This window comes from Bacillus sp. EKM208B (assembly GCF_011800725.1).
GTDB classification, from domain to species: domain Bacteria; phylum Bacillota; class Bacilli; order Bacillales; family Bacillaceae; genus Bacillus; species Bacillus velezensis.
This window is the reverse complement of sequence record NZ_JAANHO010000012.1, coordinates 45,296-60,573: the sequence shown is the minus strand read 5'-3', so window position 1 is coordinate 60,573 and position 15,278 is coordinate 45,296. Positions and strand designations below refer to the sequence as shown.

At 49.8% G+C, this 15,278-nt stretch carries 17 protein-coding genes; 6 read left to right on the top strand and 11 right to left on the bottom strand.

All coding sequences use genetic code 11. The features are described from left to right. Window positions 1-205: 205 nt before the first annotated feature. Complete coding sequence (locus G9F75_RS17775) at window positions 206-955, bottom strand: Cof-type HAD-IIB family hydrolase (RefSeq protein WP_003156292.1); 750 nt, start codon at window positions 953-955, stop codon at window positions 206-208. A 127-nt stretch (window positions 956-1,082) separates the two neighbouring features. On the opposite strand from G9F75_RS17775, the gene G9F75_RS17770 reads away from it, so the two are divergent. After that, window positions 1,083-1,247 carry a hypothetical protein gene (locus G9F75_RS17770; protein ID WP_003156294.1) on the top strand — a complete coding sequence of 55 codons (165 nt, stop codon included), beginning with the start codon at window positions 1,083-1,085 and terminating at the stop codon, window positions 1,245-1,247. Window positions 1,248-1,285: 38 nt separating this feature from the next. Here the strand turns inward: G9F75_RS17770 and G9F75_RS17765 are convergent, their stop codons facing one another. From G9F75_RS17765 to G9F75_RS17745, 5 genes are all read right to left on the bottom strand, one after another. Then, on the bottom strand, window positions 1,286-1,681 hold the full coding sequence (locus tag G9F75_RS17765; RefSeq protein ID WP_167409280.1) for a 3-hydroxyacyl-ACP dehydratase FabZ family protein: 396 nt from the start codon (window positions 1,679-1,681) through the stop codon (window positions 1,286-1,288). 68 nt (window positions 1,682-1,749) lie between these two features. After that, the gene (locus tag G9F75_RS17760) at window positions 1,750-2,871 is read right to left on the bottom strand and encodes a mannitol-1-phosphate 5-dehydrogenase (protein ID WP_167409279.1); all 1,122 of its coding nucleotides are present in this window, start codon (window positions 2,869-2,871) and stop codon (window positions 1,750-1,752) included. Window position 2,872: 1 nt separating this feature from the next. After that, complete coding sequence (locus tag G9F75_RS17755; protein ID WP_167409278.1) at window positions 2,873-3,304, bottom strand: PTS mannitol transporter subunit IIA; 432 nt, start codon at window positions 3,302-3,304, stop codon at window positions 2,873-2,875. A 25-nt stretch (window positions 3,305-3,329) separates the two neighbouring features. After that, on the bottom strand, window positions 3,330-4,769 hold the full coding sequence (locus G9F75_RS17750; RefSeq protein WP_167409277.1) for a PTS mannitol transporter subunit IIBC: 1,440 nt from the start codon (window positions 4,767-4,769) through the stop codon (window positions 3,330-3,332). A gap of 174 nt (window positions 4,770-4,943) precedes the next feature. After that, the gene (locus tag G9F75_RS17745; RefSeq protein WP_003156306.1) at window positions 4,944-5,285 is read right to left on the bottom strand and encodes a hypothetical protein; all 342 of its coding nucleotides are present in this window, start codon (window positions 5,283-5,285) and stop codon (window positions 4,944-4,946) included. Between the two features lie 176 nt (window positions 5,286-5,461). On the opposite strand from G9F75_RS17745, the gene G9F75_RS17740 reads away from it, so the two are divergent. From G9F75_RS17740 to G9F75_RS17730, 3 genes are read left to right on the top strand one after another with little or no spacing between them, the layout of a single operon-like run. Further along, entirely contained in the window at window positions 5,462-6,034 is a 573-nt protein-coding gene (locus G9F75_RS17740) for a DeoR family transcriptional regulator (protein ID WP_007609432.1), read from the top strand. 32 nt (window positions 6,035-6,066) lie between these two features. Next, entirely contained in the window at window positions 6,067-7,695 is a 1,629-nt protein-coding gene (locus tag G9F75_RS17735) for a copper resistance CopC/CopD family protein (protein WP_167409276.1), read from the top strand. A 12-nt stretch (window positions 7,696-7,707) separates the two neighbouring features. Continuing rightward, complete coding sequence (locus G9F75_RS17730) at window positions 7,708-8,319, top strand: YcnI family copper-binding membrane protein (RefSeq protein ID WP_007410287.1); 612 nt, start codon at window positions 7,708-7,710, stop codon at window positions 8,317-8,319. A gap of 45 nt (window positions 8,320-8,364) precedes the next feature. On the opposite strand, the gene gdh is transcribed toward G9F75_RS17730, so the two are convergent. The 4 genes from gdh to gabT form a co-directional block, all read right to left on the bottom strand. After that, window positions 8,365-9,150, bottom strand: coding sequence for a glucose 1-dehydrogenase (gene gdh / locus G9F75_RS17725; RefSeq protein ID WP_021495110.1), 786 nt, complete (start codon window positions 9,148-9,150; stop codon window positions 8,365-8,367). A 20-nt stretch (window positions 9,151-9,170) separates the two neighbouring features. Further along, window positions 9,171-10,034 carry a RhaT/GlcU family sugar-proton symporter gene (locus tag G9F75_RS17720; RefSeq protein ID WP_003156317.1) on the bottom strand — a complete coding sequence of 288 codons (864 nt, stop codon included), beginning with the start codon at window positions 10,032-10,034 and terminating at the stop codon, window positions 9,171-9,173. A gap of 154 nt (window positions 10,035-10,188) precedes the next feature. Beyond that, window positions 10,189-11,577 (bottom strand): succinate-semialdehyde dehydrogenase, encoded by a 1,389-nt coding sequence (gene gabD, locus G9F75_RS17715; protein ID WP_167409275.1) that lies wholly within the window; start codon window positions 11,575-11,577, stop codon window positions 10,189-10,191. A 105-nt stretch (window positions 11,578-11,682) separates the two neighbouring features. After that, entirely contained in the window at window positions 11,683-12,990 is a 1,308-nt protein-coding gene (gene gabT, locus G9F75_RS17710; protein WP_014416911.1) for a 4-aminobutyrate--2-oxoglutarate transaminase, read from the bottom strand. Between the two features lie 107 nt (window positions 12,991-13,097). Between gabT and gabR the strand changes: the two genes are divergently transcribed. After that, window positions 13,098-14,507 carry a MocR-like transcriptional regulator GabR gene (gene gabR, locus G9F75_RS17705; protein WP_167409274.1) on the top strand — a complete coding sequence of 470 codons (1,410 nt, stop codon included), beginning with the start codon at window positions 13,098-13,100 and terminating at the stop codon, window positions 14,505-14,507. Between the two features lie 27 nt (window positions 14,508-14,534). On the opposite strand, the gene G9F75_RS17700 is transcribed toward gabR, so the two are convergent. Beyond that, complete coding sequence (locus tag G9F75_RS17700; RefSeq protein WP_012116810.1) at window positions 14,535-14,849, bottom strand: ArsR/SmtB family transcription factor; 315 nt, start codon at window positions 14,847-14,849, stop codon at window positions 14,535-14,537. Between the two features lie 141 nt (window positions 14,850-14,990). On the opposite strand from G9F75_RS17700, the gene G9F75_RS17695 reads away from it, so the two are divergent. After that, window positions 14,991-15,278 (top strand): putative quinol monooxygenase, encoded by a 288-nt coding sequence (locus G9F75_RS17695; RefSeq protein WP_003156323.1) that lies wholly within the window; start codon window positions 14,991-14,993, stop codon window positions 15,276-15,278.

Below are 15,278 nucleotides of genomic sequence, written 5' to 3'. Positions count from 1 at the left end.
AGATCCCTCCTGTATTGTAAACGTTTTATATTATTATCATTCCGCTATTCGGAATGACTATTCCGAATTATTGGATTTCTCTTCATTATATTTAATTCTGACAGGTTTGAACATCCTTTTGTCAGAAAACCTACCATGGACCTAGTCACAAATCTGACAAAACAAAAAAGAGAGAGCCTCATACTGAGACTCTCTCTTTTTTCTATTATAACACCCAGTGGCGGATCGCTTTGGCGACCCCGTTTTCCGTGTTGACATCAGTCACCCAGTCAGCTGTTTCTTTCACAATGTCCTGCGCATTCCCCATGGCGACGCCGACACCCGCTTTTTCAATCATGGCAATGTCATTCAGACTGTCACCCATGGCCATCACATTTTCCATCGTGAAGCCGAGTTTTTCCGATACCTTCGCCAGCGCAGCCGCTTTGTTGATACCGAGGGCATTGACTTCGATGTTGATCGGACTTGAGTTTGTGATTTCGAGCTCCTTGTATTCCTTGAGCTCTTTCAGCACCTCATTCCGCACTTCGTCATCCTCGATTTCGAATCCGAACTTGAGCCACTGATGATCCGTAATCGTTTCCGGGAATTCCCCTCTCCACACTCTATCGACGGTAGAGGCCCAGAAATTCGTGTTGTGCTTATTCCTCAGATCCCATAATTTTTGAATATGATCGGTATGAAGAAGCTTGCGCTCAACCAGCTCAAAGTTGGAATCCCAGATTTCGCTGCCGTTTGCCGTGATTAAAAAGGATGACAGCTCGAGAGACTCAGCCAGTTCGCGGCAGGTCATCAGCGTGCGTCCTGTGCTGATGACGACGTGAATTCCTTTCGCCTCCGCTTCCTTGATCGCCCGCCGGTTTTCCTCCGGGATGAGCTGCTCGTCATTGAGCAGGGTTCCGTCCATATCAATCGCGATCAGTTTAATATCTGCGTCTTCTCTTTGTATCGGCATATATGTACCTCACTTTTTATAATGTAGTCGTCTCTATTTTAATACATATGACCCGCAGGAACAAAAAACCGCTTCCTGCGTTTGGCGGGGAGAACGTTGAGGAAAAGAAATATTGAGGTGATGGAGGATGAAAGAAAGAAAACAAAAGAACAAACCGAATGAAAATCCTGAACATCATGATTTAACCGATCCGATTCCGCTGGAAGAGCTGAAGGAAAACGCCAATGACGAAAAACACAAACATGACCAAAGGGACAATTCACAAAGTGAAAGAGATTATGATACAAAATAACACGCTTGTCCGAAAGCCGCCGCTCGAGGCGGCTTTTTTTACGATGGCTGGATAAATATGCTGAGTTCAGCTTCCGCCACAGGCTTCCCGGCAACGGACGCTTTCGCCCGGCCGAACACAAAACCGCGCCTGATTCGCGTGACTTCAAACAAAAGATCCAGACGGTCTCCCGGCAAAGCGGCACCTAACCTTTCCGCTTTCTTCACCGCGGATAAGAGACCGAGGCCGTCACCGCCGGTAATTCCCGCGCAAGCCGCCGTTTGGGCCATTGCTTCAACGACGAGCGAAAATGGCATCTCTCTTTGGGATTCAGTTATAAACCAGTCATTTTCACTGATGTTTTTGTAAGCAGCCGCCCATTTTCCGGTTTCACTGTTCGTCGTACCGTCAATCAAAAGAAACGGAAAACGATGGGGCAATAGCTTCTGATTCATCACGCAGCCTCCCTTCCCTCTCATTATAACGCAAGAAAAAACCCGCGTCCCCCGACGCGGGTTCGTTTTTATTGATTGAGCTTTTTGAGCACGATGCCGTGCAGCGGCTCATGCGGCTGAATACCGCAAATGTCTTGAAGAACGCCGCTCGTGCCTTTTTCCGCGATAAGCTTTTGCAGCTCAACCGCTTCCGGATCATCCTGATAGTCAAAGCGCAGGGCGGCGGCGATGCCTTCTGCCAGCGCGTTCGGTTCTTTTATTTTTTTGGCCGGCCCTACTAATCTGTCATTCGCTCCGAGTTTTCTGAGCGGTGATCTGGCGACTCTTGTCACATCATCCGTGATGTATTCATTTTCAAAGCGGCCGATGATTTTTTTCATGTACTGCTCGTGTTCGGATTGCTTAAAGCCGTACGCTTTCACCAAGTACTCGCCCGTTTCTGAAAGTGCATCGTACACGACACGCCGGATTTCAGGATGGCCGATGGCCTCTTTGACGGTTTTTAATCCGCGCTGATAGCCGACGTACGCCGTAACGGCATGGCCGGTATTGACGGTAAACAGCTTTCTCTCGATGAAAGGCGTAAGATCATCCGTAAACAACGCGCCTTTAAGTACCGGCTGGCCGCCGGCAAAGCCGGTTCTGTCTATGACCCATTCAAAAAACGGTTCTACGGATACTTTCAGCGGATCTTCATGGTGCTGAATCGGCACGATCCGATCCACCGCAGAATCCGGGAAGCCGACCGTCCGGTTCACGAGTTCCCGCTCCGCTTCCGTCAAATGTCCGAAAACTTCTTTTTTCAGAAAACTGCTGCCGCTGATCATATTTTCACAGGCAATGATATTGAGAGGCTCAGAGGACGTTCTGCGCTTCAGCCCTTCCGCGATGGACGGGGCGATGAGTCTGAGAACGTTCGGGCCCACCGCCGTCGTAATGATCACCGCTTCATTGATCAGCCCGTACAGCTCTTGTTCTTGCACCGCGCTGTTGATGGCTGAAACGGGGCCGATGATTTCTGTCTGCCGGCCGCCGTCGGCAAGCTCCACGGTATATTCCTTCTTTTCATTGAGAAGGCTGACCATCGTTTCATTCACATCAGCGAAAACTACCTCATAGCCGGAATGATGGAGCAGGGCGCCGATAAAGCCCCGCCCGATGTTTCCCGCTCCGAAATGAAGGGCAATCATGTCAGTTCACCTCGCTGAAAATAGCGGCCAGTTCTTCTTCCGTCTTTGCACTGATCAGCCGTTCGATGTTTTCTTCCTCTGAGCAGATGATGGCGATGTTTGACAGGATGTCTAAATGTTCATTGTTTTTTCCGGCGATACCGAAAACGACCTTTGCCGTATTGCCTTCACCGTATTCCACACCGTCCGGAATCTGGATGACGGAAATGCCTGAATGAAGCACCTCATCCTTCGCATCTTCCGTGCCGTGCGGGATCGCGATGAAATTCCCCATAAACGTGGATGATGTTTCTTCACGTTCGAACATTTTTTCCACATAGCCGTTCGTCACGTAGCCGTTATCAATCAATGTCTGTCCCGCGAGGCGGATGGCATCCTCTTTTGAGTTCACCGTCTGGTTCAGTTTGATGTTCGCTTTAGCCAATACTTCCATGATGAAGATCCCTCTTTCTGTTTGATTAGTTTTTAAGCTTTTCAATCAGTTCATCGTATTTCGGGCTGTTCAAGAAATTATCAACCGAAATGTGCACCGCCTGCGGCAGCTTCGCTTTCGCGCGGTCAGTCAGGTCCTTATGCGTAATGACGATATCCGCGTCATTCGGAAGATTATTGATCGACGTATTTGTCACATCAATATCCAGGTCTGCTTTTTTCACTTTGTTTCTTAAAATGGAGGCGCCCATTGCGCTCGATCCCATACCCGCGTCACACGCGAAGATAATGCGGCTGACTTGGTCAGCGGACATATCAGCGGCGCTGTTTTCCGGCTCTTCCTCTTTGTCTGCCAACGCGGCCGCCGCTTCACTTTTCCTGCCTTTCATTTCCTGCATTTTTTCCGCCGCGGCTGTCAAATCTTCTTCGCCCGCTTTAGACGATTTCAGAATAAGCGCCGAGACGATAAACGATACGGCCGCGGCAACGATGACGCCCGCCAGCACGCCGAGGTAGCTTCCTTTCGGCGTCAGCGCTAAAATGGCGATGATGCTTCCCGGAGATGATGCGGCGACAAGACCTGCGTTAAAGATCGAGAATGTAAGCAGTCCGCTCGCTCCCCCGGCGATCGCCGCGAGGATCAGCATCGGTTTCATTAAAATGTAAGGGAAATAGATTTCATGTATCCCCCCGAAGAAATGAATGATCGCCGCTCCCGGAGCCGTCGATCTTGAAGAGCCTTTCCCAAAGAACATATATGCCAGTAAAATACCGAGTCCCGGCCCGGGGTTCGCTTCCACTAAGAACAGAATGGATTTACCCGCTTTGGCGGCCTGCTCGATTCCGATCGGACTTAAAATGCCGTGGTTGATCGCGTTATTCAGGAACAGGACTTTCGCCGGTTCTACGAAAACGCTTGCAATCGGCAGCAAATTCGCGTGGACAATGACTTCCACACCCGCCGCCAGCAATTTGTTAAGAGACAGGACGACCGGGCCGATCGCATAAAACGCGATAATCGTCAGCACCGCGCCGATAATTCCCGCCGTGAAGTTGTTGATCAGCATTTCAAAACCCTGTCTGACTTTATCTTTAAACACACGGTCTAATTGTTTAATGAGATAACCGCCCAAAGGCCCCATAATCATTGCCCCTAAGAACATCGGAATGTCCGCTCCGACAATGACTCCGATGGCGGCCGTCGCTCCGACGACTCCCCCGCGGTGATCATAGATCATTTTTCCGCCCGTATATGCGATTAAAAGCGGCAGTAGATACGTAATCATCGGGGTTACCAATGTATTCAGCTGCGGATTCGGAAACCATCCCTTAGGTATAAACAGTGCGGTAATAATTCCCCATGCGATAAATGCGCCGATATTCGGCATGATCATACCGCTTAAATAACTGCCGAACCGCTGTATCTTCACTTTCATGCCAGCTTGCTGTTCTTGCTGCATGTTCATTCCCTCCCTGTTTGCTTGCCTTCAGATGAAAATAAATAAGACACGGGGTTTCTCTCTCCCCTGTGTCTTCATCATAAAACGCTTACAATCCCCATTCAATGAAAAGTAAAGAGGAGTTTGGCACAGAGACTGTGACAAATCCTTAACAAAAAAAGACACCTCATCAAAGGTGTCTTACCGCTTTCTGTATATAATGTGTCCTTTTGTGACAACGAGTTTGGCAATGAGCCGCTCACTGACAATAAACACCGGATACGCACATACGAGCGCGAAAATGGCGGCCGGCACATACCGCGCTGCCGGAAACATCGGCATGACGGCGGTTCTGGCCATCTGCACAAGATAAATCAAAAGCACCGTGATCGCAATGGCCGCAGCCATAATCGGAGCGGATACTTTATATTCACGCAATTTCACATGGCAATGCCCGCACTGAAACTGGCACGGGATCATGGATGATCTGACCATGTCGCCTGTAATCGGCTTGCCGCAGTTCGGGCAGGTCGTTTCTTTCATGTTTATTCCTCCATTCAACTCTTCTATTATAACAGAGTCTGACTACGTCTTTTACATTTGTGATTGTTCAACATTTTTTCACATATTTTATCATCAGGCTCTTGTGTGCATTTGTGAAAACATCTACTCTTAGAGGGAGGTTCATCACTCATTCGCATAAAAAGGAGGATGCAGAATTGCTTCCGATTCACAGACAGCAAACCTTGCTTGAATGGCTGAAAGAAGAGGGCGCGCTGAAAATCTCTGACATAAGCGAGAGATTCGGCGTCTCCGAGATGACCGTGTACAGAGACGTCAATCAGCTGGCGGATGCAAACCGGATTATCCGGACACCCGGCGGCATTACGCTCCCGCCCGCTTCAGAACGAAGCGCCAATCAATGCGGCTATTGCCTGCGGCCGATTCAGCATTCGTATTCTGTTCAGCTTATTACCGTTTCACAAGCCGTTGAGCAGATGTGCTGCATTCATTGCGCGATTTTGCGGTATGAGGATAAAAAGGAAGAAGTGTCCCACGTCATTTGTAAAGATTTTCTTCTTCAGACGACGCTGACGGCCGCTTCCGCATACTTTTTAGTCCATGCCGATATTGACCTTCACTGCTGCCGGCCTCAGGCGATTCCCTTCTCAACGCTTGATTACGCAGAACGGTTTCAAAAAGGATTCGGCGGGGTCATTTGCACCTTTGACGAGGCGGCGGACATCATCTTACACGACAGGCAGAAGGGATGCACCTGCAGCAAGACATAACAACAACCAACCGGAAGGCGGTGTCATCATCCATGAGACAGAACAAACGCTGGCTCATCTTTTTGCTGTTCCTTGTTTTGATTCCGAAAACAAGCTTCGCCCACGCCTACATCACAAACTCAAATCCGGGTGAGAACAGCGAATTAAAACAAGCGCCGAAGCAGATTGAAATTGAGTTTAATGAACAGATTGAAGAAGGCTTCCACTCCATTAAGGTCTATAATTCATCCGGCGAACGGGTTGACGCGGGCAAAACGGTGATTCAAAAAAATGATGCCCGCATCATGACCGCGGTATTGAAAAAAAACCTGCCGCATGATATTTACAGAGCGGAATGGAACGCGGTATCGGCCGACGGACATCCGGTATCCGGCGTCATCCCTTTCAGTATCGGAAAAGCCGGCGGAGAACTTCAGGAGCAGACATCATCGCAAGCGGCGCTTCATCCCGAAGCGGCCATCGACCGCGGTATTTTGTACACCGCTCTCTCCCTGTTTATCGGCACGGCTTTTTTCCATCTGTTTTGGTACAGAAATAATAAAGATTCATCAAAAGCAAAACGAACTGTAAAGCTGCTCGTGATTTCTTTATGTTTAACGGGGCTCGCGCTTATCTGCCAGCTCCCGATTCAGACGAAAGAAAACGCGGGCGGCGCTTGGAGCGCCGCGTTTCAGCCGGACTATGTAAAAGAAACGCTTCTGAAAACGGCAGGCGGGTACGTCTGGATGATCCAGATCAGCTTATTTATCCTGCTCGCCCTGTCCATGATCCCGCTGTTGAAGAAGAAAGCATTCCGGTCATTTGCGTACTGGACGGCGCCGCTGTTGTTCTTCTTCGCTTCGCTTTTGGCAAAAGCATTCGCCGGGCATGCGGCCGTTATCGACGAAAAAGCGGTCGGCATCGCAATGGACTTTCTCCATTTATCGGCCGCGTCTGTATGGATGGGCGGTATCGCCGCGCTTGTGCTGCTTCTTTCATCAGAGTGGAGAAAACCCGATAAAACCATCGCTTGGGAAACGGTCAGACGGTTTTCTCCTTGGGCGTTCGCCTCTGTCGGCGTGCTGTTATTTTCAGGTGTACTGAACGGATTTTTCATTATCCGCACGTTTGATTCACTCTTTCACACCGCTTACGGTAAGACGCTCCTTTTGAAAATCGGACTGTTTGTCATCATGCTTGCGCTCGGCGCCGTTCACGTATGGATGACGAAGTTCAGCAGAAAAAGGAGCATCAGCGCAACGATAAAGGCCGAATGGGCACTAGGCATCGCGGTATTATTCACAACCGCCGTCTTCACAAGCCTGCCCAGCCCGCCGCCGCCTGCGCCATTGCCTTTTAACGGCTCAGAAACGATCGGAAACGGGGAAACCCTGTCCTTGCACATTACGCCGAACCAGCCGGGTAAAAATGAATTTCAAGTCATTGTCAACGATCACAACGGCAGCTTGGTAAAAGACATTCAGCAATTTACGGTCACTGTTTACCAGACGGGCTTCAGCGGCAAACAGCATGAAAGCACCTTTGATTTGAAGAAGACGAAGGAAGGCACATTTGAAGCCGCCAACCTATCCATCACCGAAAAGGGAAACTGGAAGATCAAAGTCCACGGGCTGACAAACGATTTTAATGAAATCAACCAAATATTCTCAACGACAAACTAAGGAGTGTATCTCATGTTGAAAAAAAAGGCTTTATTATTCATATCCGCCGTGACCCTGTCACTCGTCGGTTTTACGGCGACAGCAAGCGCCCACGTCTCAGTCAAACCCGCGGAATCCGCGGCCGGTTCTTGGGAAACGTACACGATGAAAGTGCCTGTGGAAAAGAATGAGCCGACAACGAAAGTCGTGCTGAAAATGCCCGCAGGCGTTGAATTTCAGCAGTATCAGCCGATTCCGGGCTGGAAAACATCCGTATCCAAACATGATGACAAAGCGGTCTCCGTCACTTGGGAAGCAAAGGACGGCGGCATTCAGCCCGGCCAATTCCAGCAGTTCACGTTCGTTGCGAAAAATCCTGAAAAGAGCGGAGATGCCGCTTGGGACGCTTACCAATATTACAAAGACGGCAGCATTGTAGAATGGACGGGTGATGAGAAAGCCGACACGCCTCACTCAATTACGAAAATCACGAAATCGGCCAGCGTGACGGATGCGCACGGAGCTGAACAGTCAAACGAAGAAAGCAAATCCGGCGTATCAGCGCTTGATATTGCGGCCATCGTTCTGTCAGCTGCGGCGATTATCCTTTCCATCGCGGCGCTTGTAAAGAAAAAACGCGCGTAAGCAAAAAGCGATCCGGCTCTAAAGAGCCTGCGATCGCTTTTTTTCTTATCCGCGTCCTGCCTGGAATGACGGATATTTTGTCATTCCGCCGTCAGCAAACAGCGTAATGCCGGTTACGTAGCTTGATTCCTTTGAAGCAAGCCAGACGGCGACAGCCGCGATTTCTTCCGGCTCACCGATATATCCCATCGGAATCATGCTTTCCACATCTTTTCTCTGAACGGGATCCGCAAATTTTTCCGCGTTGATCGGCGTATTGATGGCGCCCGGCCCGATGTTGTTGACACGGATGCGCTTCGGCGCGTACTCAAGCGCCAGCGTTTCCGTCATCAATTTGATGCCGCCTTTACTCGCCGCGTAGTGAACAAACAGCGGCCATGGAATCATTTCATGTACGCTTGACATGTTAATGACGTTTCCTTGAATTTCATTCTCTACGTAATATTTAATGGCTTCGCGGCTTCCTAAGAAAGCGCCGGTCAGATTGGTATTGATGACTTTGTTCCAGTCTTTGAGCGGCATTTCATGCGACTGAACCGGATTTTCCATGCCGGCGTTATTGATCATGACATCCAATGTGCCGAATTCCTTCACCGCGGTCTGCACGATGTTTTTGACATCTTCTTCTTTTGTGACGTCTCCTTGAACGATGACCGCTTCGCCTCCCGCTTTTTGAATCTCTTCTTTAACGGTTTGAGCGTCTTTTTCATTACTATAGTAGTTAACCACGACTTTCGCCTGCTCCTGTCCGAAGCGGATCGCCATCGCTTTTCCTAATCCTGATGAAGCTCCCGTAATGGCAACGACTTTTCCTTTTAAATCCGTGTACATGTCCAAACCTCCTGCATTTGTTATGAATTTGATTTCGCAACGCCTAAGAATACCGCGGCCACAATGATCAGGATAATCCCGATGGCAATGGCGACCAGCTGACGCTTCGTTTTGCTCTCACGGAGAATGAAGATTCCGCCGAGCGTGCTGATGACGATCCCCATTTGAGAAAGGGAAAAACTTGTCGCAACTCCGACGCGCGGCTGTGAGATGAACAGAAACATATTCCCGAGCGCCCAGATGATTCCCGGCAGAATGTTCTTGAGGGCGTACTTATTAAACGGTTTATGCTTGTACGTCAGGAGCAGTCCCCCGATGACCATCCCGATCGCCTGCGGCAGAAGCGCTGACCATCCGGATACGCCGAACAGCCGGGCCACAACGACATAGACCAAATAACCGAGCGTGGAGATCAGCAGGATGACAATGCCTTTTTTTAAGTTTCCCGGTTCTCCGTCCGCCCGCCCCTTTTTATCTTCTAAAGATGTGAGCACAATCCCGATGATGATAAAAATAAGGGCGAGAATACCCAGCGTAATCGCGATCGGGGTTGACCATTCTTTGAATACGATCACACCGAACAAAGAAGTCGAGACGAGCTGCATTCCCGTTGATATCGGCATCGTTTTTGAAACGCCCATCAGCTGTATGCTTTTAAGCTGATTGCTTTGGCCGAGCGACCAAAACAGCCCCGAGATGATGCCGACAATAAAAATGCGCCCAGACAGCACCGGGTGGACAAACAGATACAGCACAAACGAAACGATGAGCGCCCCGATTGTCGTTCCCAGCGTCTGGCTGTAAGGCCCGCCGCCTAATTTGACGTTAAATAACACGATGCTCCCCCAAAATAAAGCCGGGAGAAGAGCCAGTAATATATCCATGATGGCGACCTTCTTTCAATCGTATTTGCTGTTATTTTGTCTGGAATCGAACCGATTATTCCCGCAAGATCAAAAAAGCCTGCCGGCGATATTCACCGGCAGACTGCTCAATAAAAAAAGCCCCGCTTAGAAGCGGGGCTTTCTTTTCGGCTCATTAAAGTCCGATAGACATGTATTTGGTTTCCAGGTACGGTTCAATGCCTTCCGTACCGCCTTCACGGCCGATGCCGCTTTCTTTCATTCCTCCGAACGGCGCTTGAACCGCGGACGGACCGCCGTCATTCCAGCCGATGATGCCGTATTCAAGCTGTTCAGAAATATAGATGCCGCGGCGGTAGTTTTCTGTGAAGAAATAAGCCGCAAGCCCGAACGGCGTATCGTTCGCAAGCTTGATCGCTTCATCAATATCTGAGAACGTAACGATCGGCGCAACCGGGCCGAATGTTTCTTCATGCATGATGTTCATGGATGTATCTACGTTTGACAGCACGGTCGGCGTCACGAAATAGCATCCTTTTTCATCGTTTTGGTCATACGTTCCGCCCGTCAGCACTTTTGCGCCTTTTTCCACGGCGTCATTAATTTGGCCGACGATTTTATCGAAGCCTTTTTTGTTGATGACAGGGCCGACGTTTACGCCTTTTTCAAGACCGTTTCCGACTTTGAGTTTCGCAGCTTCTTCACTCAGTTTTTTCGCAAACTCGTCTTTTACGGATTCGTGTACGATCAGCCGGTTCGCACAGACGCAGGTTTGGCCGGCGTTTCTGAATTTAGAGGCCATTGTTTGGGCTACCGCCAGATCAAGATCAGCGGCTTCATCCACAATCAGCGGCGCATGTCCGCCAAGCTCCATTGACATATGTTTTACGGTGTCGGCGCTGTTTTTCATCAGGATTTTGCCGACAGGCGTTGAGCCGGTAAAGGTAATTTTGCGGATTTTCGGGCTGCTGGTGAAGACGTTTCCGATTTCAGCTCCGTCACCGATCACCACTTGCAGCACGTCCTTCGGAATTCCCGCTTCATATGCGAGACGCGCAAGGGCGTAAGCGGAAAGCGGCGTATCCTCCGCCGGTTTGATGATGAACGTACAGCCTGCCGCCAAAGCGGGCGCGGCTTTTCTTGTAATCATCGCATTCGGGAAATTCCACGGCGTGATCGCGGCTACCGGGCCGACCGCCTGACGGGTGACGACAATCCGTTTGCCCGTTGTCGGCGCAGGTACGGTTCTGCCGTAAATCCGTTTTGCTTCTTCGGCGAACCATTCAATATAACCGGCGCCGTATAAAACTTCTCCGACCGCTTCTTCATACGGTTTGCCGTTTTCTTTCGTAATTAATTCCGCAAGTTCTTCTTTATTTTCAACAATCAGCTCATACCATTTTCTCAAAAGTGAGGCACGTTCTCCCGCTGATGTTTTGGACCATGATTGAAACGCTTGATGTGAACGTTCAATCGCTTTTTCAACATCTTCGGCCGTCTGCTGGGGGATGCTTTCGATCGCCTCTCCCGTTGCCGGGTTGTACACTGTTAATTGTTCTGGCATATTGAACATTCCTTTCTCTGCTATAGTAAAGCCATTGAATGCTTGTTGATGTATCTCACACTTTCATGATAGCAGACACATCCGCCGGCATTCCAATAATTGAACTCACAGAGCTGCTTCGATAATGGAAAGGCCTTCTTTGAGCTGCTCATCCGTCACGACAAGCGGCGTCAGGAATCTGATAATGTTGCCGTTAATGCCGGCCGTCAGCAGCAGCAGTCCGTTCTCGTTCGCCGTTTTAGCGATCGCCGCGGCTTTCGCTTTGTCCGGTTCCCGCGTGTCCGGATCTTTGATAATTTCGATGGCCGCCATCGCACCGAGTCTGCGCACTTCTCCGATGCAGGCATGCTCTTTTTTCCACTCGAGCGCTTGATGCTCGATGATCCGGCCGATCTCCTCGGAACGCTGATTCAGCCCTTCTTCTTCAATAATATCCAAGACCGCGAGCGCAGCCGCACAGCCGAGCGGGCTTCCCGCATATGTGCCCCCGAGTTCACCCGGCGCGGCGGCATCAAGCATTTCCGCCCGGCCGATGACGCCGCTCAGCGGCAATCCGGCCGCAAGTGATTTGGATACGGTGATCAAATCAGGAACGGCTCCGAAATGCTCAATCGCAAAATATGTTCCCGTTCTGGCAAAACCGGTCTGGATCTCATCCGCTACAAAAACGATGCTGTGTTTTTTACAAAAAGCGGCGACGTGCTGCACGAAACGTTTTGACGGAATGATGAAGCCGCCTTCTCCCTGAACCGGCTCCATTACGACACAGGCGACGGTTTCCGGTGCAACTGCGGAGATAAAGAAATCCTCAAAAGCGCTGATGATAAAGTCGTCATACTGCTCGTCGCTCATGCCGGCCGGCTTTTGATAATAGTAAGGAAACGGCGCCTGATACACCTCTGAGGCAAATGGGCCGAAACCGAATTTATAAGGCTTCACCTTGCTCGTCATGCTCATCGTCATGTTCGTGCGGCCGTGGAACCCTCTTGTAAATGACACGACAGCCTGGCGCTTCGTATATTTTCTGGCGATTTTCACGGCGTTTTCCACCGCTTCCGCTCCCGAATTGAGAAAAATCGCTTTTTTCGCATGATCTCCCGGCGCAAGGGCGCAAAGTTTTTCGGCCAGCTCAATATAAGACGGATACATCATGACGTTAAATCCCGGGTGAATCAGATCCTCCGCCTGTTTCTTCACGGCCTCCACCACTTTCGGATGGGAATGGCCGACATTCAGCGTTCCGATCGCTCCGGCAAAATCAATGAATCGTCTGCCGTCCAAATCGTACAAAAGCGCCCCTTCCCCTTTTACGGCCATGCCGCGGTTTCCGTTGCCGACCCCCTTGGAAACGAATTGATCCCGTTTTTGCTGCCACTGGGCAGTTGTCACTTCCGTTGATGCTGTTCGACTCATAGATTCCATCCCCCTGCATTGTTTTCTTATCATTCTGACTTCTTTTTGGTATGATGAAAAGTACCAAAATCAATTTATCCATGGTATCAGAAAGGGGCAGGGTCTGGATGCTGACGATTTCCATTGATCATTCGGAAACGGCGGATTATATCTATCAGCAGATCTATCAGCACATAAAAGCGGCCGTTTTGAAGCGCAGCCTGATGCCTCATACAAAGGTGCCGTCTAAACGGGAGCTTGCCGAGACGCTGAAGGTCAGCGTGAATTCAGTGAATTCAGCTTATCAGCAGCTGCTTTCGGAAGGTTATTTATATGCAGTCGAAAGAAAAGGCTTTTTCGTGGAGGAAATTGATACGGTTTATCATGAAGAAGCGCCTTCGCTTCTATTGCCTGATGATTTGAAAGAGCGGGAGACGGATAAGAGCGGCTGGATTTCGTTTTCTCATATGAGCGTGGATACGGCGCATTTCCCTCTGAAAAGCTGGTTTCGCTGTGAGCATAAAGCAGCCGCCCGTTCATTTCATACACTCGGAGAACTCGTCCACCCGCAAGGTTTATATGAAGTCCGTGAAACAATTTCGCGGCTTATTTCCCTGACAAGGGGCGTTACATGCCGCCCGGAACAAATCGTGCTCGGAGCGGGCACGCAAATGCTGGTGCAGCTGCTGACGGAACTGCTGCCAAAAGACGCGCCCTACGCCATGGAGAACCCGGGATATATGAGGATGTACCGGCTGCTGCAAAACCTCGGGAAAAAGGTTGCGACGATCAGCCTTGATGAAAAAGGCATGTCCATGGACGAAATCGAAAAACGCCGGCCCTCTGTATTGATCACTACGCCTTCCCATCAATTCCCCTCAGGCGTGATCATGCCCGCTTCCCGGCGGATTCAGCTTTTAAACTGGGCCGCCGAACAGAACGGCCGCTTCATCATTGAAGATGATTATGACAGTGAATTTAAATATGACGCCGATACGATACCGGCGCTTCAAAGCCTTGACCGGTTTCAAAATGTCATCTACATGGGGACCTTTTCAAAATCCCTTTTCCCAGGTCTGCGCATCAGCTATATGGTTCTGCCGCCCGGGCTTTTGCGGACGTTCAAAGAGAGAACGTATGACCTGCATACGTGCAGCACGCTTGCCCAGCTCGCGCTGAAAGAATTTATCGAATCAGGTGAATATCAGAAACATATTAAAAAGATGAAGCAGCATTATAAGAACATGCGGGAACGCCTCATTTCGGCTTTGGAAGAAACATTCGGAGATAGAATCAGTGTAAAGGGCGCCAATGCGGGGCTTCATTTTGTCACTGAGTTTGACTGCGCCCGTTCAGAAAAAGAGATATTGGCACGGGCGGATGCAGAACAGCTCGATCTGTTTGCGATGAGCCGGTTCCGTCTGAAAACGGGAGGCGATTCAAATAAGCCGCAGCTCATTCTGGGATTCGCCCGCCTGAAGGAGAGCGATATTCAAGAAGGCGTCTACAGACTTTACCGGGCAGTTTTCGGCGCATAAAAAAACCCCCGGAATTCGGGGACTTATTTACCAGCGGTCCGGCTCTGTCTGCAAAATCGCCTCCAGCAGGCCGGGAAACGCCGCTTGTAAATCATCTTTGCGCAGGGAATAATAACGGTGCTTCCCGTCTATGCGCACTTGGGCGATCCCCGCTTCCCGCAGCACTTTGAAGTGATGGGACAGCGTTGATTTAGCGACCCGGACATCAGCGCAGGTTCCGCACGTTTTTTCTGTTGTTTCCGCCAATTGTTTGACCAGCTCTAAGCGGAGCGGATCACTCAGAGCATGAAGAACCTTTGTCAGCTGTAAGCGTTCGGTTTCAGGATGGTTTGGAATGTTCATGAGTCAAATGTAACACATAAAAGCGGCGGGTGACAATTTAGGCGGTGAGGGTTTTTCCTTTACCATTCGCAGCGAACCATGTTACAGTTAGTTCGATAACATTCGAACTATAACAAATTAACCCAATCAGGAGGAATAACAATGATCGTCTTACAGGCTTACATGAAAGTAAAAGCGGATAAACGCGAGGAATTTTTAGGAGAAGCGCAATCACTTGTTCAGCATTCACGCGCGGAAGAAGGAAATGTGCAATACGACCTTTTCGAAAAAGTCGGTGAGGAAAATACATTCGTCATGCTTGAACAATGGAAAGATGAAGAAGCGATGAAATTCCACAACGCAACTGACCATTTCCAAGGATTTGTGGCAAAAGCAAAAGAAGTGCTGAGTGCGCCGCTTGACGTCGTCCGCACAGAACTGTCAGAGTAA

Bases quoted from the DNA above. Each gene is read 5' to 3' on its own strand.
- G9F75_RS17775 (WP_003156292.1), bottom strand. From the start codon at position 955: ATGCCGATACAAAGAGAAGACGCAGATATTAAACTGATCGCGATTGAT.
- G9F75_RS17770 (WP_003156294.1), top strand. From the start codon at position 1,083: ATGAAAGAAAGAAAACAAAAGAACAAACCGAATGAAAATCCTGAACAT.
- G9F75_RS17765 (WP_167409280.1), bottom strand. From the start codon at position 1,681: ATGAATCAGAAGCTATTGCCCCATCGTTTTCCGTTTCTTTTGATTGAC.
- G9F75_RS17760 (WP_167409279.1), bottom strand. From the start codon at position 2,871: ATGATTGCCCTTCATTTCGGAGCGGGAAACATCGGGCGGGGCTTTATC.
- G9F75_RS17755 (WP_167409278.1), bottom strand. From the start codon at position 3,304: ATGGAAGTATTGGCTAAAGCGAACATCAAACTGAACCAGACGGTGAAC.
- G9F75_RS17750 (WP_167409277.1), bottom strand. From the start codon at position 4,769: ATGAACATGCAGCAAGAACAGCAAGCTGGCATGAAAGTGAAGATACAG.
- G9F75_RS17745 (WP_003156306.1), bottom strand. From the start codon at position 5,285: ATGAAAGAAACGACCTGCCCGAACTGCGGCAAGCCGATTACAGGCGAC.
- G9F75_RS17735 (WP_167409276.1), top strand. From the start codon at position 6,067: ATGAGACAGAACAAACGCTGGCTCATCTTTTTGCTGTTCCTTGTTTTG.
- G9F75_RS17730 (WP_007410287.1), top strand. From the start codon at position 7,708: ATGTTGAAAAAAAAGGCTTTATTATTCATATCCGCCGTGACCCTGTCA.
- gdh (WP_021495110.1), bottom strand. From the start codon at position 9,150: ATGTACACGGATTTAAAAGGAAAAGTCGTTGCCATTACGGGAGCTTCA.
- G9F75_RS17720 (WP_003156317.1), bottom strand. From the start codon at position 10,034: ATGGATATATTACTGGCTCTTCTCCCGGCTTTATTTTGGGGGAGCATC.
- gabD (WP_167409275.1), bottom strand. From the start codon at position 11,577: ATGCCAGAACAATTAACAGTGTACAACCCGGCAACGGGAGAGGCGATC.
- gabT (WP_014416911.1), bottom strand. From the start codon at position 12,990: ATGAGTCGAACAGCATCAACGGAAGTGACAACTGCCCAGTGGCAGCAA.
- gabR (WP_167409274.1), top strand. From the start codon at position 13,098: ATGCTGACGATTTCCATTGATCATTCGGAAACGGCGGATTATATCTAT.
- G9F75_RS17700 (WP_012116810.1), bottom strand. From the start codon at position 14,849: ATGAACATTCCAAACCATCCTGAAACCGAACGCTTACAGCTGACAAAG.
- G9F75_RS17695 (WP_003156323.1), top strand. From the start codon at position 14,991: ATGATCGTCTTACAGGCTTACATGAAAGTAAAAGCGGATAAACGCGAG.